The organism is Streptomyces sp. NBC_00390, from assembly GCF_036057275.1.
Lineage (GTDB): Bacteria > Actinomycetota > Actinomycetes > Streptomycetales > Streptomycetaceae > Streptomyces.
Genome location: NZ_CP107945.1, coordinates 4,515,222 through 4,538,248, shown reverse-complemented (window position 1 = coordinate 4,538,248; position 23,027 = coordinate 4,515,222). Strand labels below are relative to the sequence as shown.

Genomic DNA, 23,027 nt, shown 5'->3' with positions numbered 1-23,027 from the left:
AAGAGTCCTCCTCGTAGCCACCCGGACCACACACACCTACGAGGAGTCCCGCCATGCACGCCATCCGCCTCCACGCCTTCGGCCCCGCGGAAAACCTCACCTACGAAACGACCGACGACCCCGAACCCGGCCCTGGCCAAGTACGGATCGCCGTCGCCGCAGCCGGCGTCCACCTCCTCGACACCTCACTGCGCCAAGGCGCGCAAGGCCCCTTCCCCACCCCCACCCCCCTGCCCACCATCCCCGGCCGCGAAGTCGCCGGCACCGTGGACCGCACAGGCGAAGGCACCGACAAGAACTGGCTCGGCAAACGCGTCGTCGCCCACCTCGGCACCGCCCCCGGAGGCTACGCCGAACTCGCCGTCACCGACGCCGACCGACTCCACACCGTCCCCGACCCCCTCGACGAAGCCGAAGCCGTCGCCATGATCGGCACCGGCCGCACCGCACTCGGCATCCTCCAGTACACCGACCTCGGCCCCGACGACATCGCCGTCGTCCCCGCCGCCGCCGGCGGCATCGGCACACTCCTCGTCCAGTACGCCAAGCACGCCGGCGCCACCGTCATCGGCCTCGCCGGCGGCCCCGAAAAAACCACCCGCGTCCAGGCCAACGGCGCCGACCTCGCCATCGACTACACACTCCCCCACTGGCCCGACCAGGTCCGCGCCCACCTCGGCGACCGCACCGCCACCGTCGTCTACGACTCCGTCGGCGGCACCCCCGGCCGCGCCGCCGTCGACCTCCTCGGCAAGGGCGGCCGGCACATCGTCTTCGGCTGGTCCGGCGAAGGCATCCTCGCCGACGCGCCCCTCACCTTCACCGACAAGGAACTCACCGAACGCGGCATCACCTCCGAGAGCGTCCTCGGCCCGGCCATGCTCAAGAAAGCAGGCGGCCTGCGCGCCCTCGAAACCCGCTCTCTCGCCGAAGCCGCCGCCGGCCGGCTCCGCCCCGCCGTCCACCGCTTCCCCCTCGCCGACGCCGCGGCAGCCCACCACGCACTCGAGACCCGCGGCACCATCGGCAAGGTCGTCCTGATCCCCTAGGACCCGACGCCCCCCAGAGCCGTCAGCGCCTCGTCGGTCAACCGGTACACCGTCCACTCGTCCTGCGGCCTCGCACCCAGCGACTTGTAGAAGTTGATCGACGGGGTGTTCCAGTCCAGCACCGACCACTCCAGACGCTCATAGCCGCGCTCCACACAGATCCGCGCCAGCTCAGTCAACAGCGCCTTCCCGTACCCGCCGCCCCGCAGCGACGGCCGCACATAAAGATCCTCCAGATAGATCCCGTGCACCCCGCGCCACGTCGAGAAATTCAAGAACCACAACGCGAACCCGGCCACCTCGCCCTCGTCCGTCACCGCGACATGCGCGAACGCCGCCGGACGCTCCCCGAACAACGCCTCCCGCAGCTGCTCCTCACTCGCCCGGGCCTCGTCCAAGGCCTTCTCGTAGTCGGCGAGCTCACGGACCATCGCGTGAATCACAGGGACATCAGCAGGTACAGCAGTACGAATCATGACCCCACCCTGCCCCGCCGGACACCTGCCGTGCCAGCAGCGCCCGAGCAATGGACACCGGCCACCCGCCCCCACTGCCGAGCGCGCCCCGACCGCCCGCGTCGCGAAAACCCCGCCGCAGCAGTAAATTCCCGCCACACACACCCCACGCGCACCCCCGCACACCCACACGACCGGCAGGGAAGCAGCAGCAGACATGAACACCGTCAACGGCGGCATATCGTTCTGGTACGCACAGGACGGCACCCCCCTCCCCCGCGAACCCCTACCAGGCGACACCACCGCCGACGTCTGCATCGTGGGCGGCGGCTACACCGGCCTGTGGACCGCTTACTACCTCAAAAAAGCCGTCCCCTTCCTCAACATCACCCTCCTGGAAGCCAAGTTCTGCGGCTACGGCGCCTCCGGCCGCAACGGCGGCTGGCTCTACAACGGCATCGCGGGACGCGACCGCTACGCCCGACTCCACGGCCACGACGCCGCCGTCCGCCTCCAGCAGGCCATGAACGACACCGTCGACGAAGTCATACGCACCACCGGCGAAGAGAACATCGACGCCGACATCCACCACGGCGGCGTCCTCGAAATCGCCCACACCCCCGCCCAACTCGCCCGCCTCAAAGCCTTCCACTCCGTCGAGATCGCCTTCGGCGAGAAGGACCGCGTCCTGTTCGGCGCCCGCGAGACCGCCGAACGCATCCGCGTCACCGGCGCCATCGCCTCCACCTGGACCCCCCACGGCGCCCGGCTCCACCCCGTAAAACTCGTCAAAGGCCTCGCAGCAGCCGCAGAAGCCCTCGGCGTCACCATCCACGAGTCGACACCCGTCACGGAGATCAAACCCAAGCACGCCGTCACCCCCTACGGCACAGTCCGCGCCCCCTACATCCTGCGCTGCACCGAAGGCTTCACCGCCTCCCTCAAGGGCCAGCACCGCACCTGGCTCCCCATGAACTCCTCCATGATCGTCACCGAGCCCCTCCCCCCGTCCACCTGGAACACCATCGGCTGGGACGGCCGCGAAACCCTCGGCGACATGGCCCACGCCTACATGTACGCCCAGCGCACCGCCGACAACCGCATCGCAATCGGCGGCCGCGGCATCCCCTACCGTTACGGCTCCAGGACCGACAACGACGGCCGCACCCAGCCCGCCACCGTCGAAGCCCTGCGCGACATCCTCGTCCGCTTCTTCCCCACCACCGCCGGCGCCCGCATCGACCACGCCTGGTCCGGCGTCCTCGGCGTCCCCCGCGACTGGTGCGCCACCGTCACCCTCGACCGCGCCACCGGCCTCGGCTGGGCAGGCGGCTACGTCGGCTCCGGCGTGGCCACCGCCAACCTCGCGGCCCGCACCCTGCGCGACCTGATCCAGCAGGACTCGGGCCAGTCGGGCCCCACCGACCTCACGGCCCTCCCCTGGGTCAACCACAAGGTCCGCACCTGGGAACCGGAACCCCTGCGCTGGCTCGGCGTCCGCAGCCTCTACGCGGCCTACCGCAAGGCCGACCACCAGGAATCCACCACCTGCACCCCCACCACGTCCCGCCTCGCCACGCTGGCGGACAAGATCGCGGGCCGCCGCTGACGACGAGGACGAGTGGCACTACCGCCGGAGGGAGCTCGCACCCGAGTCGGCAGGTCTGACGGCGTGAAAACGCCCAGGACGGACGGGCCGTCCTGGGCATTGGAGCCCCCTGTCGGGTTCGAACCGACGACCCCCGCTTTACAAGAGCGGTGCTCTGGCCAGCTGAGCTAAGGAGGCAGCGGTTGCAGTGTAACCAACCCCCGCGCTGCCGCGTTCGAGAATTTCGTCGCCCATGGACTGCTGACAGATCCGACATCGCCAGGTAGCGTCACGGGAGGTCCGCTCCGGTGGACTAGACCCATCCATCCTTTACTCGGATCGTCCGGCACGTTCCTGCCGGTGAAGGAGATACATCAGCATGGCCACTGTCACGTTCGACAAGGCGACCCGGATCTACCCGGGCTCCGACAAGCCCGCCGTCGACCAGCTCCAGATCGAGATCGAGGACGGAGAGTTCCTCGTACTGGTCGGGCCCTCCGGCTGCGGAAAGTCCACGTCCCTGCGCATGCTCGCGGGCCTCGAGGACGTCAACGGCGGATCCATCCGCATCGGTGACCGCGACGTCACCCACCTGCCGCCCAAGGACCGGGACATCGCGATGGTGTTCCAGAACTACGCGCTGTACCCGCACATGAGCGTCGCCGACAACATGGGCTTCGCCCTGAAGATCGCCGGCGTCAACAAGGGCGAGATCCGCAAGAAGGTCGAAGAGGCCGCCAAGATCCTCGACCTGACCGACTACCTGGACCGCAAGCCCAAGGCCCTCTCCGGCGGTCAGCGTCAGCGCGTCGCCATGGGCCGCGCCATCGTGCGTGAGCCGCAGGTCTTCCTCATGGACGAGCCGCTGTCGAACCTCGACGCCAAGCTCCGCGTGTCGACCCGTACGCAGATCGCGTCGCTCCAGCGCCGTCTCGGCATCACGACCGTCTACGTCACCCACGACCAGGTCGAGGCCATGACCATGGGTGACCGTGTGGCCGTGCTCAAGGACGGTCTGCTGCAGCAGGTCGACTCGCCGCGCAACATGTACGACCGTCCCGCCAACCTCTTCGTCGCCGGCTTCATCGGCTCCCCGGCCATGAACCTCGTCGAGGTGCCGATCACCGACGGTGGTGTGAAGTTCGGCAACAGCGTCGTCCCCGTCTCCCGTGAGGCCCTGTCCGCCGCGGCGGACCGCGGCGACACGACCGTGACGGTCGGCGTCCGCCCCGAGCACTTCGATGTCGTCGAGCTCGGCGGTTCGGCCGCGGGCTCGCTGTCGAAGGACACCGAGGACGCTCCGGCCGGCCTCGCCGTCTCGGTGAACGTCGTCGAGGAGCTCGGCGCCGACGGTTACGTGTACGGCTCCGCCCAGGTCGGCGGTGAGCACAAGGACCTCGTGGTCCGTGTCGGCGGCCGTTCCGTGCCGGCCAAGGGCAGCGAGCTGCACGTCGTGCCGCGGCCGGGAGAGATGCACGTCTTCGCGACCTCGACGGGCGAGCGCCTCAGCGACTGAGCAGTTCGGTGACCGAGCGGTTCGGTGACTGACCAACCGGCAGAGAGAAGCCGGACCTTGCACCGCGGTGCGAGGTCCGGCTTTTCCTTCATGCCGACAAATACCCTGTCGGATCAGCACAGTTCCGGCATTTCACCCCAGGTCGTCAACACGTAATTCGAAAAGAATCGTCGAACCATCCCCCACGTGAGTGACTAAATGTCGCCAAATCATCACTCCCCGCTACGCTCACTCGCGTGACCCACTCAGCACGCCGAATCGGCCGCACTCTCGCCCTCGTTCTGCCCGTTGTCCTGGTGCTCTCCGGAACCCTCGCGGTCACCAGCGTCCCGTGGGCAGGCACGGCGCCCCAGTCGCAGATGCTCACCGCCTCCTCCCAGGACGTGTCGGTACGCGCCAAGTCCCGTGCTCCGCAGGACGTTCTGCGCGACCGGCTGCTCACCGAGCTGCAGGCGAAGGACCCCGGCACCGCGCTCACCCGGCTCCAGCGCGAGGTCGAGGCGCGTCCGTCGCTCGCCAAGCACTGCATGTCGATCGCGCGCGCCCTCGGCCGGGCCGCCGTGGACCGTTACGGCCCCACACGCGCCCAGTCCTTCTCCAGGCCCGTGTGCGACACCTCCTTCGCCTACGGAGTGGCGCAGCAGGCGCAGGGCAGCTGACGCCCGCGGAGCGCCGCTTTTCGACGCCGATTCCCGGACCGGGTCCGCCGACGCGGGTCCGGTCTGCGCCGCGTTCCGCGCGCCGCATAGGGTGCACGGCATGCAAACGCCTACGTATCCGACGCAGGCCGTGGTCCTGGCCGGCGGCCAGGGCTCGCGGCTTCGCCCGTACACCGACGACCGCCCCAAGCCGATGGTGGAGATCCCGGGTACGGGGACCCCGATCATCGGGCATCAGCTGGCCTGGCTCGCCGCCGAGGGCGTCACGGACGCCGTCGTGTCCTGCGGTCATCTCGCCGAGGTTCTCCAGGAGTGGCTGGAGAACGCCGAACTCCCGCTGCGCGTCACGACGGTCGTGGAGACCGAGCCGCTGGGCCGCGGTGGCGGCCTGAAGTACGCCGCGGCCCGTCTGCCACATCCCGACCAGCCCTGGTACGCCACCAACGGCGACATCTGGACGCGCTTCTCGTTGCGCGAGATGGCCGCGTTCCATACGGAGCGGGATGCCGTCGCGACGCTGGCGCTGGCCCGTCCGCGTATCCCGTGGGGTGCCGTGGAGACGGACGCTTTCGGGCACATCACGGACTTCATCGAGTCCCCGCCGTCGCCCTATCTGATCAACGCGGGTGTGTACGTGTTCTCGGCGGCGTTCGTCGAGCTGCTGCCGGACGTCGGTGACCATGAGCGCACCACGTTCCCGCATCTGGCGCGTGAGCGGCAGCTGGCGGGCTTTCCGCTGCCGCAGGGGGCGTACTGGCGGGCGATCGACACGGCGAAGGATCTGACCGAGGCCGCCAAGGAGCTTGCTTCTCAGGTGCGTTGAGGTCGATGGCACGGACGAGGGCGGTCACCGGGACATCCGGTGACCGCCCTCTTGCGTCATCTGCGTCATCTTCGTGATCGCGTGGGCCGCGCTGCTCAGCCCAGCAGGCCGCCGATGACCTGCCCGCCGGACGAGCCGCCGCTGCCGCCGGACCCGCCTCCCGAGCCGCCTGAGCCGCCGGTGGAGCCCCCGCCGGTGCTGCCGCCGCCTGTGCCGGTGCCGCCGCTCGAGGTGGGCCCGGAGCTGCTGGACGGCGGCGGGGCCGGCTGGGAGCCGGTGGGCGGCTGTCGGCCGGTGCCCTGTGTCTGGCTGGGCGCTTCGCCGACCCGGCCGGTCTCACGGACGGTGTCCTTGGCGGGCGTGGACTTCTCGGCCTCGGGTGTGGCGGAGCCGCTCGTGGACGGCGCCGGCCTGTCCGTGCGGGTGCCCGAGGAGCTGCGCCTGCGCTCTGCGGACTCCTGCGCGAGCGGCGATCCGGGCAGGTGGTTGGTCGGGTCCTGGCCGGGTCCCGGCACGGTGACCATCTCGGTGGAGCGTACGGCGCCGCCGAGCATGGAGCCGACGAGCATGGTGAGGCCGACGACCACGGCGGCGACCAGGCTGCCGCGGATCAGGACGCGGCGTCGCAGGTCCCACAGTTCGGAGCGGGGGCCGAGGGTGCGCCAGGCTTCGCCGGCGAGGCGGCCGTCCACGGAGTAGACGGGTGCGCCCGCGATGATCAGCGGGGACCAGGCGGCGAGGAAGATGATGTCGGGCGCGTCGTAGACGGGGACGGTCCGCCAGGTGACGGTCAGGATGAGCGCGGCGGACAGCAGGGCGCCGACGACGGCGGCGGCGCGCTGCCACAGGCCGAGGACGGTGAGGACGCCGACGACGATCTGGAGGAAGGCGACGCTCAGGCCCGCGCCGACGGGGTGGGAGAGGGCGAAGTCGCGCAGTGGTTCGGCGAGGCCCCAGGGGTGGAGCGAGTGGAGCCACTTGACCATCGAGCCGCGTTCACCGCCCTCGAAGTAGACGGGGTCGCAGAGTTTGCCCATGCCGGCGCAGATGGAGATGAAGCCGAGGAACACGCGCAGCGGCAGCAGTACGACGCCGAGGTTCATGCGGCGGCCGGGGTAGTAGGCGTGCCGTACGGTGTCGGCGCCGAAGCGGGGTGGGGCGCCTTGCGGGCGCTGGACCTCGAACTCCTCTTCCTCGTAGGGCTCCTGGTCCTGTGTGTGGCCGGAGGCGTACGGGTGCGGGGCGTACGGGCGTGAGTCGTACGGACGTGAGCCGTTCGGGCGGGACTCGTTCGGGCCGTTGAAGTCGGCGGCGGGGTACGGGTCGGGCGAGGCGGAGGGGTAGGAGTCGTAGGCGCCGACCGCCTGCCGCATCGGAGGCAGCAACGGGCGGTTGCGGTGACCGGGGCCGCCGGGGTGGTCGATCGCGGGCCGCTCGAGGGTCTGCACGGTCTCGTCGTCGAGGTCGATCCGCGGCATGACCTGCGTCGCGCCCGTGTTGAAGGTGTCGTGTGACAGGGTGGAGTTGCGTACGGCCTGGATCAGGCCGGTCGCGCCGGAGTCCCCCGGGGCCGACCTGCCGCTCCATACGACGGGTGCCCTGCGCCGTGCGCCCGGGCCTGCTCCGGCGAGGGAGCCGAGGCGTGCGGTGACGGGTGCGGGGCGCTGCTTCCGGGCGAGCTGCACCCGGAAGCTGACGTGGTTCACGATGACCTGCGCGGGATCGCAGTGCACCTTGACCATGCTCAGCGCAGGCTGCTCGTCGAACCCGGACCGGGGCGTTCTGGTGTCCACACTCATCTAACCGAGTGATGTGTACTTAGGGCACGGCCGTGACGGGCCCGATCTGTCCGAGACCCGTCAAGCGATCCGATTCGGCCGTTTTCTGCCCCGGTCCGGTCATCCAGGGCGTCAGCCGCGGCGCTTGGCCGCCTCGTAGAGCACCACGCCGGCGGCGACGCCCGCGTTGAGGGACTCGGCGCCGCCGGGCATCGGGATGCGGACCAGGAAGTCGCAGGTCTCGCCGACCAGACGCGACAGGCCCTTGCCCTCGCTGCCGACGACGATGACGACGGGGCCGCCGAGCGCTTCGAGGTCGCCGACCTCCGCGTCGCCGTCGGCGGCGAGTCCGACGACGGTCAGGCCCGCCTTCTGGTACGACTCCAGGGCGCGGGTCAGATTGGTGGCCCGCGCGACCGGCGTACGGGCGGCCGTGCCGGCGGAGGTCTTCCAGGCGCCCGCGGTCATGCCGGCCGCGCGGCGCTCGGGGACGACGACGCCGTGGCCGCCGAAGGCGGAGACGGAGCGGACGACGGCGCCGAGGTTGCGCGGGTCGGTGACGCCGTCGAGGGCGACGATCAGCGGGTCCTCGCCGTCGTCGAAGGCGGCGGCGGCCAGGTCCTCGGGGTGCGCGTACTCGTACGGCGGGACCTGGAGCACCAGGCCCTGGTGGTTGAGCCCGTTCGTCATCCGGTCGAGCTCGGGGCGCGGCGCCTCCATGATGTTGATGTTGCCGCGGCCGGTGGCGAGCTGGAGCGCCTCGCGCACACGCTCGTCGTTGTCGATGAACTGCTGGACGTAGAGCGTGGAGGCGGGCACGCCGTCGCGCAGCGCCTCGAAGACGGGGTTGCGGCCGACGACCATCTCGGAGGTGCCCTTGCCGCCACGGCGGGCGACCGGACGGCGTGCGGCGGTCTTCTTGGCCTGGGCGTTCGCGATCCGGTTCTTCTTGTGCCCCTTACGGGCGGAGGCGGGCGGTGTCGGGCCCTTGCCCTCCAGGCCGCGGCGTCGCTGGCCACCGCTGCCGACCTGCGCGCCCTTCTTGTTGGACGTGCGGCGGTTCCTGCGCTGGCTGTTCCCGGCCATGACTACCTGTTTCCTGAAGCTTCGAATGCGTACGTACGTAAGAAAGTGTGCCGCCCGGGAGGCCGGGCGGCACATTGTGGCTGGTCAGCGGGGTCCGAGTGTCCAGCGCGGACCGTCCGGGCCGTCTTCGACGACGAGCCCTGACTGGTTGAGCTGGTCGCGGATGGCGTCCGCCGTGGCCCAGTCCTTGCGGGTACGGGCGGACTCGCGCTGCTGAAGCACCAGCCGTACGAGCGTGTCGACGACGCCGTGGAGGTCCTCGCCGCGGTCGGTCTCGCCGGCCCACTGCGGGTCGAGCGGGTCGAGTCCGAGGACGCCGAGCATGGCGCGGACCTCGGCGAGCCGGGCGACGGCGGCTTCCTTGTCGTCGGCGGCGAGCGCCGAGTTCCCCTGCCGGACCGTGGTGTGGATGATGGCGAGCGCCTGCGGCACGCCGAGGTCGTCGTCCATGGCATCGGCGAAGGCCGGCGGCACTTCGACGGCGGGCTCGACGACGCCCCCCGCCTTCTCGATGACTCGCTGGACGAAGCCCTCGATGCGCGCGAACGCGGACTCGGCCTCGCGCAGCGCCTCTTCGCTGTATTCGATCATGGAGCGGTAGTGCGGGGTGCCGAGGTAGTACCGCAGCACGATCGGCCGCCACTGCTTGACCATTTCGCTGACGAGCACCGAGTTGCCGAGCGACTTGGCCATCTTCTCGCCGGCGATCGTCACCCAGGCGTTGTGCACCCAGTACGTGGAGAAGTCGTCGCCAAACGCCTTGGCCTGGGCGATCTCGTTCTCGTGGTGCGGGAAGATCAGGTCGATTCCGCCGCCGTGGATGTCGAAGGCGGCGCCCAGGTACTTGTGGGCCATCGCCGAGCACTCCAGGTGCCAGCCAGGGCGCCCCCGTCCCCAGGGAGTCTCCCACGACGGCTCACCCGGCTTCTCCGCCTTCCACATGGCGAAGTCCCGCGGGTCGCGCTTGCCGGTCTCGCCCTCGCCGGACGGCTGGCGCAGGTCGTCGATGTCCTGGTTGGACAGCTGGAGATAGCCGGGGAAGGAGCGCACGTCGAAGTAGACGTTGCCGTCGGCCTCGTAGGCGTGGCCGCGCTCGATCAGGCCGCGCATCATCTCGACCATCTCGGTGATGTGGCCGGTGGCGCGCGGCTCGTAGGTGGGCGGCAGGCAGCCGAGAGCGGTGTAGCCGTCGTTGAAGGCACGCTCGTTCTCGTAGCCGATGGACCACCAGGGGCGGCCCTGTTCGGCCGCCTTGGCGATGATCTTGTCGTCGATGTCGGTCACATTGCGCACGAACGTCACGTCGTAGCCGCGGTACTCGAACCAGCGGCGCATGATGTCGAAGTTCAGGCCGGACCGGATGTGCCCGATGTGCGGGGCGGCCTGCACCGTGGCGCCGCACAGGTAGATCGAGACACAACCCGGCAGAAGCGGGGTGAAGTCACGGATCTGCCGGGCGCTGGTGTCGTACAGGCGAATAGTCACGCATCAAGGGTAGTGGCCCTATAGCAGTGCCCCGCGCCCCCTTCCGGGGTTCGGTTGACATTCATGTGGCGCTGCAGCGCCCGCCGAGCGGGCCTGAGCCGGTTTTCGGCCGTACCTCGAGCGCGGTGGCGCGGCGCGGACGTCAGCGGGCCCGGACGACGAGGGCGGTGGCGATCGCGGCCAGTCCTTCGGCCCGTCCGGTCAGTCCGAGGCCGTCCGTCGTGGTCCCCGACACGGCCACCGGGGCGCCGATCGCCGCGGAGAGTGCCTTCTGGGCCTCGTCGCGCCGCTTGCCGATCTTGGGACGTACGCCGATCACCTGAACGGAGACATTGCCGATCTCGAATCCCTGCGCCCGCACGATCCGGGCGGCCTCCGCGAGCAACGTCACACCGGAGGCGCCGGACCACTCGGGCCGGGAGGTGCCGAAGTGGGCGCCGAGGTCGCCGACGCCGGCGGCGGAGAAGAGAGCGTCGCAGGCGGCGTGCGCTGCGACGTCACCGTCGGAGTGTCCGGCGAGGCCCCAGCCGTCGTTGTCCTCCCATTTGAGGCCCGCGCACCACAGTTCGCGGCCCTGCTCGAAGGCGTGCACATCGGTGCCGATGCCGACCAGCGGGATGCCCGGGGAGATGTCCGGGGACTCAGAAGCCATCGTTGGCCCTTCTGCGTGCGAGGACCGCCTCGGCCAGGACCAGGTCCAGCGGGCGGGTCACCTTGAATGCCTCTTCGTGGCCCGGTACGACGACCACGGGTTCGCCGAGCTGCTCGACCATGCCCGCGTCGTCCGTGGCGCCTTCGCCCGCGACGGCGACGGTGTCGTGGGCGCGCATCAGCGTGTCGCGGTCGAAGCCCTGCGGGGTCTGCACGGCGCGCAGCCGGGCCCGTTCGGGGGTGAAGACGACCGGCTCGGGTTCGCCCTGGGCGGCGGGCTCGATCTCCTTGACGGTGTCCGCGAGCGGCAGGGCGGGCACGACGGCGGGAGCGCCGTCACGTACGGCCTGGACGACGGCGTCCACTGTTTCGACGGGCACCAGCGGGCGGGCGGCGTCGTGCACGAGGACGATGCCGATGTCCTCGGGGAGCGCGTCGAGGCCGAGGCGTACGGACTCCTGGCGGGTGCCGCCGCCGGGCACGACCAGATAGTCGGTTCTCTCGGGCAGGGCGTAGGTGTCGAGGAGCCGCTTCACCTCGGGCGCGCCGTCGGGGGGTGCGACCACGACGACCAGGGAGACGGCGCGGGATGCCGCCATGGCGCGTACTGCGTGGATGAGCATCGGCGTCCCGTTCAGCGCGCGCAGCGCCTTGGGGGCGCCGGGGCCGAGCCGTACACCGCGTCCGGCTGCCGGGATCACGGCTGCGGTGCGGTACTGGCGCGATTCGTCTGACATCGGTTGCACTCCGGCAGGTTTGTTTCCTCGGCCGACATGGGTATGGCCTGGGGGTACCCCCGGCCGAAGGTCGGGGGAATGCCCGGGCGCGACGCCTTGACCGGACCCTTCCGTGACTACGGTCTGCGTCGGCCGCCCGGACCTGACGCATCCACGGTGCGGACTGTGGAGGCGGGCACGGCGCGTGCGGTGAGCAGAAGGTAACGGCAATCAGAAATGAGCGTGCCGCAGCGCCCGGCGACAGACTGGTTTTTCACAGCATGTCAGCGGGCACCGCGGCATTAATTGTGCGTCAGGACGCGAGGACCTCGTCGAGGAGAGCCTCGGCCTTGTCCTCGTTGGTGTTCTCCGCGAGGGCGAGCTCGCTCACCAGGATCTGGCGCGCCTTGGCGAGCATCCGCTTCTCACCGGCGGACAGCCCGCGCTCGCGCTCACGACGCCACAGGTCGCGCACCACTTCGGCGACCTTGATGACATCGCCGGAGGCGAGTTTCTCGAGATTTGCCTTGTAGCGACGGGACCAGTTCGTCGGCTCTTCCGCGTACGGTGCGCGCAGCACCTCGAAGACCCGGTCGAGCCCGTCCTGGCCGACCACATCACGTACGCCAACGAACTCCGCATTGTCCGCCGGCACACGCACCGTCAGGTCGCCCTGGGCGACCTTGAGCACCAAGTAGGTCTTGTCCACGCCTTTGATCTGGCGAGTTTCGATGGCCTCGATCAGCGCGGCCCCGTGATGGGGATAGACCACGGTGTCGCCAACCTTGAACGTCATGTGACAGGTACCCCTTCCGTGGCTATCCAGGGTAACACGGATACGGCTTCTTCTGAATGGCGTTTTCGCAGGTCAGGGCATATCTCGGGGCTTGACAACAGCGACAGGAACGTGCTGCGGGCGCCTTCCGGAGCGAGGTATTCGCAGGTCGGAGCGGCTGCACGGGCAGGCGGAAACACCCCTGTCACACCCCGTGTATCCTCCTCCAAAGTGGGTGAACGTCCCGATTTGCCGGGTTCTCGATGGTGAACTTCCTCTACTCCGTTCGGACCTCGGTCACCCGTACGGACGGACGCGCCGGCGAATCCGAATTGATCACCGACAAGTAATCGTCAATGAAAGCGTGGCCGCCCCGGAAATTGATCACCGCGGATTTGTGAACGAGCTGTGGAACAGCGACATCGGAAGATACGGAAGACGTTCGCCCGCGAGGGGTGCGACGGGCCGTCACCCGCAAAGGGCGGGTCGGGTGCGGGGCGTGGTCGGCGGCTCGGTAACCTGAGCGCGAGCTGACACGCCCTTCGGCCGGTGGCAGCCGCCATCCGCCCGTCCGTACGCCCAAGGAGATGCCGCCGCCGTGAGCAGCAGCCTTCGACGCGGTGCCCTCGCCGGCGCTGCCATCGTCTTCTCGATCGCCTCGCTCTCCGCCTGCGGTGCGGGCACTCGCGCGCAGACCCTCGAGGTCAAGCCGGACAACCCCGAGACGGCGATCGACAACCTGAAGCTCCAGAACGCGACGGTCATCACCCAGCCCGAGCCGGACGCGGAGGGCCCCGCGGTCGTGGCCGTGACCGTCTTCAACGACGGCGTCAAGGCGCAGACCCTGGAGTCGATCACCCTGCCGGGCACCGAGGCCCGGGTGGAGCTGAGCCCGGCCAAGGGTTCCGGCCCGATCACGGTCCCGGCCGGCGGCCGGGTCATCTTCGGCGGCAAGGGCAACGCCTCCGCGGTGATCGAGAACGCGAACGAGGCCGTGAACGACGGCGGCTTCCAGAACGTGGTCTTCCGCTTCAGCGAGACCGGCGACGTGAAGATGCAGGCGCTGGTCGTCCCGGCGACGAGCTACTTCGCGGGCTTCGGCCCGAGCACGGTGCCGGCCCCGCCGGCCAAGTCGCCTGCCGCCACTCCCTCCGGCTCCCCCTCGGGCACTCCGTCCGGCTCCCCCGCCGAGGAGGCCGCGGGCGGCGAGGCCGAGCACCCGTCGGACGACGCGTCGGCGTCGCACTCCGCGGGTCACTGACACGAGCACGACGGAAGGGGCGGCCCACCGGACACCGGTGGGCCGCCCCTTCCGTCGCGTCGGCGCGTGGCGCGTACGGGCCGCGGCGTACGGGACGTACGCTCCACGGCACGGACCCGGCGCCCGGTGTCGGCCTACGGCTCGAACTTGTACCCCAGACCCCGCACCGTCACCAGGTAGCGCGGGGCGCCCGGGTCCGGTTCGATCTTGGCGCGCAAGCGCTTGACGTGGACGTCGAGGGTCTTGGTGTCGCCGACGTAGTCCGCGCCCCAGACCCGGTCGATCAGCTGCATGCGGGTCAGTACGCGGCCCGCGTTGCGCAGGAGCATCTCCAGCAGGTCGAACTCCTTCAGCGGCAGGTCGACCTTGCCGCCGGAGACCGTGACGACATGGCGGTCCACGTCCATCCGGACCGGCCCCGCCTCGAGTGCGGCCGGGGTGACCTCCTCCGGCTCACCGCGGCGGCGCAGCACCGCGCGGATGCGGGCGACCAGCTCCCGCGAGGAGAAGGGCTTGGTCACGTAGTCGTCGGCTCCTATTTCCAGCCCGACGACCTTGTCGATCTCGCTGTCCTTGGCGGTCACCATGATGACCGGGACATTCGAACGGCCGCGCAGCTGGCGGCACACCTCGGTGCCCGGCAGCCCGGGCAGCATCAGGTCGAGGAGGACGAGATCGGCGCCGTTGCGCTCGAACTCGTCGAGGCCCTCGGGGCCCGTGGTCGCCACGGCGACCTCGAAGCCCTCCTTGCGGAGCATGTAGGACAGGGCGTCGCTGAATGATTCCTCATCCTCGACGACGAGCACTCGGGTCACGGAAGGACCTCCGGGGCAGGAATTTCGGTGTTCGGATCGGTGTCGTAAGGCCGGTCGTCGTCCTCGTCGAGGCGATCCGGTCCGTTGTGTGAGCGGTCCCGTCCGGCGCCCGCTTCGGGCAGCCTCAGGGTGAAGGTGGAGCCCTGTCCCTCGGAGCTCCACACGGTGACCTCCCCGCCGTGCGAGGCGGCCACGTGCTTGACGATGGCCAGTCCCAGGCCCGTGCCTCCAGTGGCACGGGAGCGGGCGGGGTCGACACGGTAGAACCGTTCGAAGACCCGCTCGCGGTCCTTCTCGGAGATGCCGATTCCCTGGTCGGTCACGGCTATCTCGATGAGGTCCCCGCCGGGCGCCGAGACGCGGCGGGCGGAGATGCCGACGCGCGTGTGGGCGGGAGAGTAGTTGACGGCGTTCTCGACCAGGTTACCCAGCGCGGCGGCCAGCTGGCCGCGACTGCCCCAGATACGCAGGTCCGAGGTGCCTCCGGTGGCCATGGTGATCTGTTTGGTGGACGCGGTGTGCCGGGAGCGGTCGATGGCCTCGACAACCAGTTCGTCCACGCGTACGGGCTCGGAGTCCTCGAGCGGGTCGTCGTTCTGGACCCGCGAGAGGTCGATCAGTTCCTGTACGAGGTTGGTGAGCCGGGTCGCCTCGATCTGCATACGGCCGGCGAAGCGGGTGACCGCCTCGGGGTCGTCCGAGGCGTCCATGACCGCCTCGGAGAGCAGGGAGAGCGCGCCGACCGGGGTCTTGAGCTCATGGCTGACGTTGGCGACGAAGTCGCGCCGTACCGCTTCTATGCGACGGGCCTCGGTGAGGTCCTCGACCAGGAGCAGGACGAGGCGGGAGCCGAGGGGGGCGACGCGGGCGGAGACGGCGAGGGCTTCGCCGCGGCCGGTGCCGCGCCGGGGCAGGTCCAGCTCGACCTGCCGTATCTCGCCGTCGCGCCGGGTGTCGCGGGCCATGTGCAGCATGGGTTCGACGGCGAGCTTGCCGCCGCGGACCAGACCAAGGGCGTATGCCGCGGAGCTGGCCTTGACGACCGAGTCGGACTCGTCGAGGACGACCGCGGAGGAGCGGAGCACGGACAGGACGGTGTCGACACCGGGCGGGAGCACGGCATCGGTATGGAGCGAGGTACGGGTCGGCCGTTGCTGTTCCCGCTCGCTCCAGCGGAACGCCAGCACCGCGATGACGCCGGTGCACAGACCGGCGATCGCAGCTGCTGCGGCGACCGCCGCGTTCACGTCCATGCCCCCCAGGTTATGCGGGCCCCCGGACCGTCTCCCAGCCAAACGGGTGGCACCTCGAACAGTCGTCGCTCAGAGTTCACCAAGGGGAAAGTGCTGGTTCATTTGGTCGGGAGGATGTCGTCTTGTTCCGGCCACAGCGTGGGAGCGTAGGGGTACCGGGCCCACTCGGACCCTGGTCGCATCAAGAGAGGGACACCCATGCGGGACGCGTACCACGAGGAACTGGATTCGATAGGCGAGGGCCTGGTCGAGATGGCCCGGCTGGTCGGGTCGGCGATCGGACGCGCCACGACGGCCATGCTCGATGCCGATCTGAAACTGGCCGAGAACGTGATCGCCGCTGACCAGAAGGTCGACGATCTGCAGCACGACCTGGAGGCACGGGCCATCGCGCTGCTGGCGCGGCAGCAGCCCGTGGCGACGGATCTGCGGATCGTGGTCACCTCGCTGCGGATGAGCGCGGACCTGGAGCGCTCGGGCGACCTGGCCCAGCACGTGGCCAAGCTCGCGCGGCTGCGCTTCCCGGACCGCGCGGTGCCGAGCGACCTGCACGCGACGATCCTGCAGATGGGTCAGCTGGCGCAGCGCCTTATGGCGAAGGCGGCGGAGGTCATCATCACGAAGGACGTCGACCTGGCGCTTCAGCTGGAGCAGGACGACGACGAGATGGACACGCTGCACCGGACGCTGTTCCAGCACCTGATGGACGACCGCTGGAAGCACGGTATCGAGACGGCGGTGGACGTCACGCTGCTCGGCCGCTACTACGAGCGCTTCGCGGACCACGCGGTGTCGGTGGCCAAGCGGGTCGTCTACCTGGTCACGGGCGAGCACGCGGACGAGCTCCAGCCGCCGACGGCGGTCGAGGGCGCGTAACGGGGCCGGGGGGCGCTTGCGCGCGTGCGCCGTTGATGCGCCCGGCCGGGTGGGCGTGCAATGGGCGAAGGGCGTTCGATTGCGTACGCCCGAGGTCCGTACGCCCTTGACGCGTACGCCCATGAGGAGGGACCCATGGCCGAATCCCCCACGACCGACCCCCAGCAGGAAGCGACGTCCGCGGACGCGGTGTTCCTGCCTGTTCTCGGCGCCTGCGGCTGCGGTTCGGGCTGCGGCTGCGGCTGCCAGTCGGGAGCACCGTGCCAGTGCGGCTGACGCGCACACCACACGGAAGGGCCCCGTCCGTCCCGGACGGGGCCCTTCCGTGTGGTCGGGACGGTCGGCCTCAGCCGCGCCAGGACCCGACAGGCCTTGAGGTTCACGGTGTGCGACATCTGGTGGTACGAGCAGTCGGAGCGCGACCACGACGAGTTGGTCTGCACCCCCGCCCTCCAGCACACGAGTCGGAGCACCCCGTGACCACTCAGCACGCCGACGCCGCCGTCCGCGACCTCTACTCCCGGCTGCTCGATGCGTGGAACCGCCGGAGCGCGGACGGCTTCGCAGGGCTCTTCGCCGACGACGGCACGATCATCGGGTTCGACGGCAGCGTGCAGAGCGGCGCCGCGCGGATCCGGGACCATCGCTCTCCGGTCTTCGCCGATCACCCGACCGCGGCGTATGTCGCGACGGTGCGCGAGGTCCGGCCCTGGGCGGCCCGGACGCGGTCCTGCTGCGCGCCCTCGCCGCCATGCTCCCGCCCGGCTCGAAGGAACTGAACCCGGCGACCAACGCGCATCAGACCGTCGTGGCCGAGCGGCAGGGCGAGACATGGCGGATCACCCTGTTCCAGAACACACCGGCCCAGTACCACGGGCGCCCGCACCTGGTGGAGCAGGACACCGCCGAACTCAGCGAACTGCTGACGCACGGCACCCCGCCGAGCTGACACCCCCGGCCGGCACCGAGCCCCTGCCCGCCACCCTCGCCCGACCGGATCATGCTGGGCGTGGTGCGGGAACGCTTCGGCGCCTGCCCGACCCGTGAAGTCCTGGACAGCCCCCTGCCCACGGCGTTGCTCGCCGACACCGACCGCCTGCCCGCGCCTCCGGTCCCCGCGCCGGCCTGCACTTTTCCTGCGGACGCCAAACAGAATGTGTAACGTCCGCCAGCGTCCGCAGCGTCCGGCCACCCTCCGCTACTAAGGGCGCGTTTCCGCAGGTCAACACAGCTCTTAGCATTGGGCCGGTTGCGGACGCTGCCCCTGTCCGACGGGTCGCGTCACCGACTCCGCACCCGACAGCACTTTCACCCGAATGGCCCAACATGACGTGCCACCCACATGGGTGAAGATCAAGCTGACTAGTGCCCCAACCGAGGCAATCCGTGAAGGGAAACCAAATGCGCATTCGACGAATATTCGCCGCCGTCATCGCCACGGCAGCCCTCGCCGGACTCGGCCTCACAGGCGCCGCCACCGCTGCCGCACAGGGTGCCCCATCCTACGTCACCCCTTCTGAGTGCAAGCAGGGCGGCGGAACGCCCGATCTGACGGACAACCTCTGCAAGGGCGGTACGCACAACGGGGAGAAGATCGACTGAACCCCACAAGGCGCCCCGCAGCCACGCGCCACGCGCCGCGGGGCGCTCCCGCGCGAGCGTAGCCGGGAGAGTCGCAGGAACCGTGCCGACCCATCGGGCACACTAGGTCCGAGTCGGCCCGGAAGCACGCGGCGGGCGGGAGATCCCGAACGCCGTCGCGCGCGAGCGCAGCGAGCCGGCAAGGTTTGCGCGGCCGTAGGAAAATGCCTCCCACCCGCACCATACGCGCAGGTGGGAAGCATGATCACGAAACCTACTTCTTCTTGCCCTGGTTCTTCACGGCCTCGATCGCCGCCGCCGCGGCGTCCGGGTCGAGGTAGGTGCCGCCCGGCTTGAGCGGGTTGAAGTCGGCGTCGAGCTCGTAGACCAGCGGGATGCCGGTCGGGATGTTCAGGCCCGCGATGTCGGCGTCCGAGATGCCGTCCAGGTGCTTGACCAGGGCGCGCAGGCTGTTGCCGTGGGCGGCGATCAAGACCGTGCGGCCGGTGATGAGGTCCGGGACGATGCCGTCGTACCAGTACGGCAGCATGCGCTCGACGACGTCCTTGAGGCACTCGGTGCGCGGGCGCAGCTCGCTGGGGATCGTCGCGTAGCGGGGGTCGTTCGCCTGCGAGAACTCGCTGTCGTCGGCGAGGGCCGGCGGCGGGGTGTCGTACGAGCGGCGCCAGAGCATGAACTGCTCCTCGCCGAACTCGGCCAGCGTCTGCGCCTTGTCCTTGCCCTGCAGTGCGCCGTAGTGGCGCTCGTTCAGCCGCCATGAGCGGTGGACCGGGATCCAGTGACGGTCGGCGGACTCCAGGGCCAGCTGCGCCGTGCGGATGGCGCGCTTCTGGAGGGAGGTGTGGAGTACGTCGGGGAGCAGGCCGGCGTCCTTGAGCAGCTCACCGCCGCGGACTGCCTCCTTCTCGCCCTTCTCCGTGAGGTTGACGTCCACCCAGCCGGTGAACAGGTTCTTTGCGTTCCAATCGCTCTCGCCGTGGCGGAGGAGGATCAGCTTGTACGGTGCGTCGGCCATACGGCTGAGCCTAATCGACACCCCTGACGCCCCGCGCGTGTGCCCGAGGAGCGGACGGGGCGGCCCGTTCGATTGACGGGGCCGGTCAATTGACTGGCGGCCGGGAACCCCCCGTATGTAATTTGCTGATGCCAGCTTGGCCACTTACAGCAGGTCGAACGCTCCGTGGGGGGATCCCGTATGTCCATCGCCGGTGTGCGACGTGCCGTGAGAGAGAGCGTCTCGGGCCTTCCCCGCGAGTTCTGGTGGCTGTGGACGAGCACGCTCGTCAACCGGCTCGGCGCGTTCGTCGCCACCTTCATGGCTCTGTACCTGACGCTGGAGCGCGGCTACTCCGCCTCGTACGCCGGGCTCGTGGCCGCCCTGCACGGCCTCGGCGGTGTCGTGTCCTCGCTCGGCGGGGGCGTGATGGCCGACCGGCTCGGACGGCGGCCGACGCTGCTGATCGCCCAGACCTCGACGGCTCTGTCCGTGGCGCTGCTCGGCTTCATGCACCATCCCGTGGCGATCGCCGCCGTCGCCTTCCTCGTCGGTATGACGAGCAACGCCTCCCGGCCGGCCGTGCAGGCGATGATGGCCGACATCGTCCGGCCCCAGGACCGGGTGCGGGCCTTCGCCCTGAACTACTGGGCGATCAACCTGGGATTCGCCATCTCCGCGGCGGCCGCCGGTCTCATCGCCGAGTACAGCTATCTTGCGGGCTTCCTCGGCGAGGCCGCGCTCACGCTGACCTGCGCGGTGGTGGTCTTCGCCAAGCTGCCGGAGTCCCGCCCGCAGCGCGACACGGACCCTGCGGGAACGCACGAGCCGGAGACCCGGCTCGGGACCGTGCTGCGCGACGGGCGCTACATGGGCGTCGTCGGGCTGTCCTTCCTGATCTCGCTGGTCTTCATGCAGGGCTCGGTCGGCCTGCCCGTGGCCATGGGCCTCGCCGGCTTCTCCCCGTCGGACTACGGCCTCGTCATCGCGGTCAACGGCGTACTGATCGTCGCCCTTCAGATCCCGGTCACCCGGTTCATCGAGCACCGCGACCCGCAGCAGTTGCTGGTCCTCTCCGCCCTGCTGGCGGGATACGGGTTCGGACTGACCGCGTTCGCCGGGTCGCTCGGCGCGTACGCCCTGACCGTGTGCGTCTGGACGCTGGCCGAGATCATCAACTCGCCGACGCAGATGGGCCTCGTGGTCCGGCTCTCCCCGGTGCACGGACGCGGCCGCTACCAGGGCATGTACACCATGTCCTGGTCGGTCGCGGCCCTGGTCGCGCCGCTGATGGCCGGTTACACCATCGACCACTTCGGCGCCGAGTGGCTGTGGGGCTCGTGCGCGGCCATCGGGACGGTGGCGGCGGCCGGGTACTGGCTGCTGATGCGGGGGCTGCGCGAGCCCGGGACCGAGAGCGGGGCCAAGGCCCCGGCCGGCTCCGCGCCCGCGCCCGCTCCGGCTGACGCCTAGGACGGCTGCTGGTCTCTCCGGAGCGGCCGGCGAGGCCGGAAGGGCCGAGCGTCAGTCGCGGCGCCGGGTCAGATGCGTGAACGCGTCGAGATTACGGGTCGATTCACCGCGGGAGACCCGCCACTCGTACTCGCGGCGGATCGCGCTTGCGAAGCCCAGCTCGAGAAGCGAGTTGAAGGCGCCGTCCGACGCCTCGAGGACGGTGCCGAGCAGCCGGTCGAGCTCGTCCTCGCTGACCACTGACAGGGGCAGCTTGCCGACCAGGTAGATGTCGCCGAGCCGGTCGACCGCGTAACTCACCCCGTACAGCTTGAGATTGCGCTCCAGCAGCCAGCGGTGCACGGCCGCGTCGTTCTCGTCGGGGTGGCGGATGACAAATGCGTTGATCGACAGCGAGTGCTTGCCGACGAGGAGGGAGCAGGTCGTCGACAGCTTGCGGGTGCCGGGGAGTTTGACGACGTACGAGCCCGCGCGAGGACTCTCCCACTCGAGATCCGCGTCCTTGAGGGTCCGCTCGATGACCTGCGCCACCTGCTGTACGTCAGCCATGGGGGGAGCGTACGTCAGCGGACGGCACACGTCCGCGCGGGCGTCCGGGATGTGGCGCGCGGCACGGGTGTCCACCGGGCCCGTGGCCGGGCGCCGTGAAGGAGGGCCTAGTTGCGGTGGGCTGCGCGGTGGCGGTGCTCGTACATCGCCGCCGTGTAGACGTCCGCCGTCGCCGACGCCGCCGCGTCCCAGCCGAAGGACTGCGCGTGCCGTGCCGCTGCGGCGCCCATCGTCTGTGACAGGGACGGGTCGAGGACGAATCGGCGGAGCGTGTCTGCGTAGTCCGCGGGGTCATGGCCGGGGACCAGGAAGCCGGTCAGCTCGTCGCGTACCGCCACCGGAAGCCCGCCGACCGCCGCGGCGACCACCGGGGTGCCGGTTGCCTGCGCCTCGATCGCGACCAGTCCGAACGACTCGCTGTACGAGGGCATGACCAGCGTGGACGCGGCCCGGAACCAGTCCGCGAGCCGCTGCTGGCCGACCGGACGCTGGAAGTGGACCACATCGGCGATCCCGAGCCGGGCAGCCAGCTTCTGCAGCCCTTCGGGCTTGGCGAGGCCGCTGCCGCTCGGCCCGCCGACGACCGGCACGACGATGCGCGAGCGCAGGGAAGGGTCGCGCTCCAGCAGCAGCGCGACGGCGCGCAGCAGGATGTCGGGGGCCTTCAGCGGCTGGATACGGCCCGCGAACAGCGGGATGAACGCGTCCTGCGGCAGTCCGAGGCGGGCACGGGCGGCCGCGCGGCCGGCGGCGTCACCGGGGACGAGGGCGCCGGGCCCGGGCCGGAACACGTCGAGGTTGACGCCTGGGTGGACGACGGCGACCTTGGCGGGATCGGCGTCGTAGAAACGGGCGAGCTCGTCGGCCTCCTCCGCCGTATTGGCGATCAGCCGGTCGGCGGCGCCCACTATCTGGGTCTCGCCGATGACGCGGGAGGCCGGCTCGGGGCTGTCCCCATCGGCCAGTGCGGCGTTCTTGACCTTGGCCATGGTGTGCATGGCGTGCACCAGCGGGACGCCCCATCGCTCGGCCGCGAGCCAGCCGACATGGCCGGAGAGCCAGTAGTGCGAGTGGACGAGGTCGTAGTGGCCGGGCCGGTGGCCCGCCCAGGCCTGCATCACACCGTGTGTGAACGCGCACAGCTGCGGCGGGAGGTCCTCCTTGGCGAGGCCCTCGTAGGGCCCGGCGTCCACATGGCGTACGAGGACCCCGGGCGCGAGCTCCACGGCAGGGGGCAGCCCGCCTGAGGTGGCCCGCGTGAAGATCTCGACCTCGATGTTGATGGCCGCGAGCCGGCGGGCGAGCTCGACGATGTAGACGTTCATACCGCCCGCGTCGCCCGTACCCGGCTGATGGAGGGGGGACGTGTGGACGCTGAGCATGGCGATCCGGCGCGGCTTGCGGTGGCCGCCGGGGAACCGGATGAGCGGCGCCACCAGGCTGCCGCCGAGGCGGGAGACGTACTGGCTCACGTCGACGTTCCTCCTCGCTCGCGGGCACGACAAGCGGGGCCGTGAACGGCCCTGCACGCCTGACAACAGCGGAGCATCGACTTCCATTTCCGCGCGGCCCGGCCTTTGCCCCACTTTGCCAAATCATTACCGTCTGCGCGAAGCGTCGCCC

24 protein-coding genes and 1 tRNA gene are annotated in these 23,027 nt (G+C 70.1%); 12 read left to right on the top strand and 13 right to left on the bottom strand.

The window, feature by feature from the left end; all coding sequences use genetic code 11:
• The first annotated feature begins 53 nt into the window (after window positions 1-53).
• Complete coding sequence (locus OHS70_RS19910) at window positions 54-1,049, top strand: zinc-binding dehydrogenase (RefSeq protein WP_328399140.1); 996 nt, start codon at window positions 54-56, stop codon at window positions 1,047-1,049.
• Here OHS70_RS19910 and OHS70_RS19905 read toward each other — a convergent pair.
• Window positions 1,046-1,525 (bottom strand): GNAT family N-acetyltransferase, encoded by a 480-nt coding sequence (locus tag OHS70_RS19905; protein ID WP_328399139.1) that lies wholly within the window; start codon window positions 1,523-1,525, stop codon window positions 1,046-1,048. The two genes, OHS70_RS19910 and OHS70_RS19905, sit on opposite strands and share 4 nt — an antisense overlap.
• Window positions 1,526-1,721: 196 nt before the next feature.
• Here OHS70_RS19905 and OHS70_RS19900 point away from each other — a divergent pair, with 196 nt between their 5' ends.
• Window positions 1,722-3,113, top strand: a complete 1,392-nt coding sequence (locus OHS70_RS19900) for an NAD(P)/FAD-dependent oxidoreductase (protein WP_328399138.1) — start codon at window positions 1,722-1,724, stop codon at window positions 3,111-3,113.
• A gap of 100 nt (window positions 3,114-3,213) precedes the next feature.
• On the opposite strand, the gene OHS70_RS19895 is transcribed toward OHS70_RS19900, so the two are convergent.
• Window positions 3,214-3,290: transfer RNA gene (locus tag OHS70_RS19895), tRNA-Thr, on the bottom strand.
• 181 nt (window positions 3,291-3,471) lie between these two features.
• On the opposite strand from OHS70_RS19895, the gene OHS70_RS19890 reads away from it, so the two are divergent.
• From OHS70_RS19890 to OHS70_RS19880, 3 genes are all read left to right on the top strand, one after another.
• The gene (locus tag OHS70_RS19890; RefSeq protein ID WP_328399137.1) at window positions 3,472-4,608 is read left to right on the top strand and encodes an ABC transporter ATP-binding protein; all 1,137 of its coding nucleotides are present in this window, start codon (window positions 3,472-3,474) and stop codon (window positions 4,606-4,608) included.
• A gap of 236 nt (window positions 4,609-4,844) precedes the next feature.
• A complete protein-coding gene (locus tag OHS70_RS19885) occupies window positions 4,845-5,267 on the top strand; it encodes a hypothetical protein (RefSeq protein WP_328399136.1) in 423 nt (140 codons plus the stop codon).
• 100 nt (window positions 5,268-5,367) lie between these two features.
• Window positions 5,368-6,090 (top strand): nucleotidyltransferase family protein, encoded by a 723-nt coding sequence (locus tag OHS70_RS19880; protein ID WP_328399135.1) that lies wholly within the window; start codon window positions 5,368-5,370, stop codon window positions 6,088-6,090.
• A 95-nt stretch (window positions 6,091-6,185) separates the two neighbouring features.
• Here OHS70_RS19880 and OHS70_RS19875 read toward each other — a convergent pair whose 3' ends face one another.
• From OHS70_RS19875 to OHS70_RS19850, 6 genes are all read right to left on the bottom strand, one after another.
• Complete coding sequence (locus OHS70_RS19875; RefSeq protein ID WP_328399134.1) at window positions 6,186-7,889, bottom strand: DoxX family protein; 1,704 nt, start codon at window positions 7,887-7,889, stop codon at window positions 6,186-6,188.
• 111 nt (window positions 7,890-8,000) lie between these two features.
• Window positions 8,001-8,954: a 23S rRNA (guanosine(2251)-2'-O)-methyltransferase RlmB gene (rlmB, locus tag OHS70_RS19870; protein ID WP_328399133.1), complete on the bottom strand. Its 954-nt coding sequence runs from the start codon at window positions 8,952-8,954 to the stop codon at window positions 8,001-8,003.
• An 84-nt stretch (window positions 8,955-9,038) separates the two neighbouring features.
• Window positions 9,039-10,439 carry a cysteine--tRNA ligase gene (gene cysS, locus OHS70_RS19865; RefSeq protein ID WP_328399132.1) on the bottom strand — a complete coding sequence of 467 codons (1,401 nt, stop codon included), beginning with the start codon at window positions 10,437-10,439 and terminating at the stop codon, window positions 9,039-9,041.
• Between the two features lie 142 nt (window positions 10,440-10,581).
• Entirely contained in the window at window positions 10,582-11,091 is a 510-nt protein-coding gene (gene ispF, locus OHS70_RS19860) for a 2-C-methyl-D-erythritol 2,4-cyclodiphosphate synthase (protein WP_328399131.1), read from the bottom strand.
• The gene (gene ispD / locus OHS70_RS19855; protein WP_328399130.1) at window positions 11,081-11,827 is read right to left on the bottom strand and encodes a 2-C-methyl-D-erythritol 4-phosphate cytidylyltransferase; all 747 of its coding nucleotides are present in this window, start codon (window positions 11,825-11,827) and stop codon (window positions 11,081-11,083) included. The genes ispF and ispD overlap by 11 nt, the downstream gene beginning before the upstream one ends.
• A 292-nt stretch (window positions 11,828-12,119) precedes the next feature.
• Window positions 12,120-12,602: a CarD family transcriptional regulator gene (locus OHS70_RS19850; protein WP_003953493.1), complete on the bottom strand. Its 483-nt coding sequence runs from the start codon at window positions 12,600-12,602 to the stop codon at window positions 12,120-12,122.
• Between the two features lie 577 nt (window positions 12,603-13,179).
• Between OHS70_RS19850 and OHS70_RS19845 the strand changes: the two genes are divergently transcribed.
• On the top strand, window positions 13,180-13,842 hold the full coding sequence (locus tag OHS70_RS19845; RefSeq protein ID WP_328399129.1) for a DUF461 domain-containing protein: 663 nt from the start codon (window positions 13,180-13,182) through the stop codon (window positions 13,840-13,842).
• 134 nt (window positions 13,843-13,976) lie between these two features.
• Here the strand turns inward: OHS70_RS19845 and OHS70_RS19840 are convergent, their stop codons facing one another.
• Both OHS70_RS19840 and OHS70_RS19835 read right to left on the bottom strand, forming a co-directional pair.
• Window positions 13,977-14,657 carry a response regulator transcription factor gene (locus tag OHS70_RS19840; RefSeq protein WP_018847140.1) on the bottom strand — a complete coding sequence of 227 codons (681 nt, stop codon included), beginning with the start codon at window positions 14,655-14,657 and terminating at the stop codon, window positions 13,977-13,979.
• Window positions 14,654-15,910, bottom strand: coding sequence for a sensor histidine kinase (locus tag OHS70_RS19835; RefSeq protein ID WP_328399128.1), 1,257 nt, complete (start codon window positions 15,908-15,910; stop codon window positions 14,654-14,656). The genes OHS70_RS19840 and OHS70_RS19835 overlap by 4 nt, the downstream gene beginning before the upstream one ends.
• A gap of 198 nt (window positions 15,911-16,108) precedes the next feature.
• Between OHS70_RS19835 and phoU the strand changes: the two genes are divergently transcribed.
• The 5 genes from phoU to OHS70_RS19810 all read left to right on the top strand — a co-directional run bounded on the left by phoU (window position 16,109) and on the right by OHS70_RS19810 (window position 18,388).
• Window positions 16,109-16,786, top strand: a complete 678-nt coding sequence (gene phoU / locus OHS70_RS19830; protein ID WP_328399127.1) for a phosphate signaling complex protein PhoU — start codon at window positions 16,109-16,111, stop codon at window positions 16,784-16,786.
• Between the two features lie 135 nt (window positions 16,787-16,921).
• Complete coding sequence (locus tag OHS70_RS19825) at window positions 16,922-17,062, top strand: hypothetical protein (RefSeq protein WP_328399126.1); 141 nt, start codon at window positions 16,922-16,924, stop codon at window positions 17,060-17,062.
• A 200-nt stretch (window positions 17,063-17,262) separates the two neighbouring features.
• Window positions 17,263-17,565: an SgcJ/EcaC family oxidoreductase gene (locus OHS70_RS19820; RefSeq protein ID WP_328399125.1), complete on the top strand. Its 303-nt coding sequence runs from the start codon at window positions 17,263-17,265 to the stop codon at window positions 17,563-17,565.
• A complete protein-coding gene (locus tag OHS70_RS19815) occupies window positions 17,538-17,735 on the top strand; it encodes a hypothetical protein (RefSeq protein WP_328399124.1) in 198 nt (65 codons plus the stop codon). Before OHS70_RS19820 ends, OHS70_RS19815 begins: the two co-directional genes overlap by 28 nt.
• A gap of 452 nt (window positions 17,736-18,187) precedes the next feature.
• Entirely contained in the window at window positions 18,188-18,388 is a 201-nt protein-coding gene (locus tag OHS70_RS19810; RefSeq protein WP_328399123.1) for a hypothetical protein, read from the top strand.
• A 253-nt stretch (window positions 18,389-18,641) separates the two neighbouring features.
• On the opposite strand, the gene OHS70_RS19805 is transcribed toward OHS70_RS19810, so the two are convergent.
• On the bottom strand, window positions 18,642-19,403 hold the full coding sequence (locus tag OHS70_RS19805; RefSeq protein ID WP_328399122.1) for a phosphoglyceromutase: 762 nt from the start codon (window positions 19,401-19,403) through the stop codon (window positions 18,642-18,644).
• A gap of 180 nt (window positions 19,404-19,583) precedes the next feature.
• Here OHS70_RS19805 and OHS70_RS19800 point away from each other — a divergent pair, with 180 nt between their 5' ends.
• Entirely contained in the window at window positions 19,584-20,855 is a 1,272-nt protein-coding gene (locus OHS70_RS19800; protein WP_328399121.1) for an MDR family MFS transporter, read from the top strand.
• A 51-nt stretch (window positions 20,856-20,906) separates the two neighbouring features.
• On the opposite strand, the gene OHS70_RS19795 is transcribed toward OHS70_RS19800, so the two are convergent.
• The gene (locus OHS70_RS19795; protein WP_328399120.1) at window positions 20,907-21,404 is read right to left on the bottom strand and encodes a YbjN domain-containing protein; all 498 of its coding nucleotides are present in this window, start codon (window positions 21,402-21,404) and stop codon (window positions 20,907-20,909) included.
• Window positions 21,405-21,511: 107 nt separating this feature from the next.
• Entirely contained in the window at window positions 21,512-22,876 is a 1,365-nt protein-coding gene (mshA, locus tag OHS70_RS19790) for a D-inositol-3-phosphate glycosyltransferase (protein WP_328399119.1), read from the bottom strand.
• Window positions 22,877-23,027: the final 151 nt, after the last annotated feature.

Bases quoted from the DNA above. Each gene is read 5' to 3' on its own strand.
- OHS70_RS19825 (WP_328399126.1), top strand. From the start codon at position 16,922: ATGGCCGAATCCCCCACGACCGACCCCCAGCAGGAAGCGACGTCCGCG.
- OHS70_RS19835 (WP_328399128.1), bottom strand. From the start codon at position 15,910: ATGGACGTGAACGCGGCGGTCGCCGCAGCAGCTGCGATCGCCGGTCTG.
- OHS70_RS19910 (WP_328399140.1), top strand. From the start codon at position 54: ATGCACGCCATCCGCCTCCACGCCTTCGGCCCCGCGGAAAACCTCACC.
- OHS70_RS19875 (WP_328399134.1), bottom strand. From the start codon at position 7,889: ATGAGTGTGGACACCAGAACGCCCCGGTCCGGGTTCGACGAGCAGCCT.
- OHS70_RS19850 (WP_003953493.1), bottom strand. From the start codon at position 12,602: ATGACGTTCAAGGTTGGCGACACCGTGGTCTATCCCCATCACGGGGCC.
- phoU (WP_328399127.1), top strand. From the start codon at position 16,109: ATGCGGGACGCGTACCACGAGGAACTGGATTCGATAGGCGAGGGCCTG.
- rlmB (WP_328399133.1), bottom strand. From the start codon at position 8,954: ATGGCCGGGAACAGCCAGCGCAGGAACCGCCGCACGTCCAACAAGAAG.
- ispF (WP_328399131.1), bottom strand. From the start codon at position 11,091: ATGGCTTCTGAGTCCCCGGACATCTCCCCGGGCATCCCGCTGGTCGGC.
- OHS70_RS19800 (WP_328399121.1), top strand. From the start codon at position 19,584: ATGTCCATCGCCGGTGTGCGACGTGCCGTGAGAGAGAGCGTCTCGGGC.
- OHS70_RS19810 (WP_328399123.1), top strand. From the start codon at position 18,188: ATGCGCATTCGACGAATATTCGCCGCCGTCATCGCCACGGCAGCCCTC.
- OHS70_RS19900 (WP_328399138.1), top strand. From the start codon at position 1,722: ATGAACACCGTCAACGGCGGCATATCGTTCTGGTACGCACAGGACGGC.
- OHS70_RS19880 (WP_328399135.1), top strand. From the start codon at position 5,368: ATGCAAACGCCTACGTATCCGACGCAGGCCGTGGTCCTGGCCGGCGGC.
- OHS70_RS19805 (WP_328399122.1), bottom strand. From the start codon at position 19,403: ATGGCCGACGCACCGTACAAGCTGATCCTCCTCCGCCACGGCGAGAGC.
- OHS70_RS19795 (WP_328399120.1), bottom strand. From the start codon at position 21,404: ATGGCTGACGTACAGCAGGTGGCGCAGGTCATCGAGCGGACCCTCAAG.
- OHS70_RS19890 (WP_328399137.1), top strand. From the start codon at position 3,472: ATGGCCACTGTCACGTTCGACAAGGCGACCCGGATCTACCCGGGCTCC.
- OHS70_RS19815 (WP_328399124.1), top strand. From the start codon at position 17,538: ATGCTCCCGCCCGGCTCGAAGGAACTGAACCCGGCGACCAACGCGCAT.
- ispD (WP_328399130.1), bottom strand. From the start codon at position 11,827: ATGTCAGACGAATCGCGCCAGTACCGCACCGCAGCCGTGATCCCGGCA.
- OHS70_RS19905 (WP_328399139.1), bottom strand. From the start codon at position 1,525: ATGATTCGTACTGCTGTACCTGCTGATGTCCCTGTGATTCACGCGATG.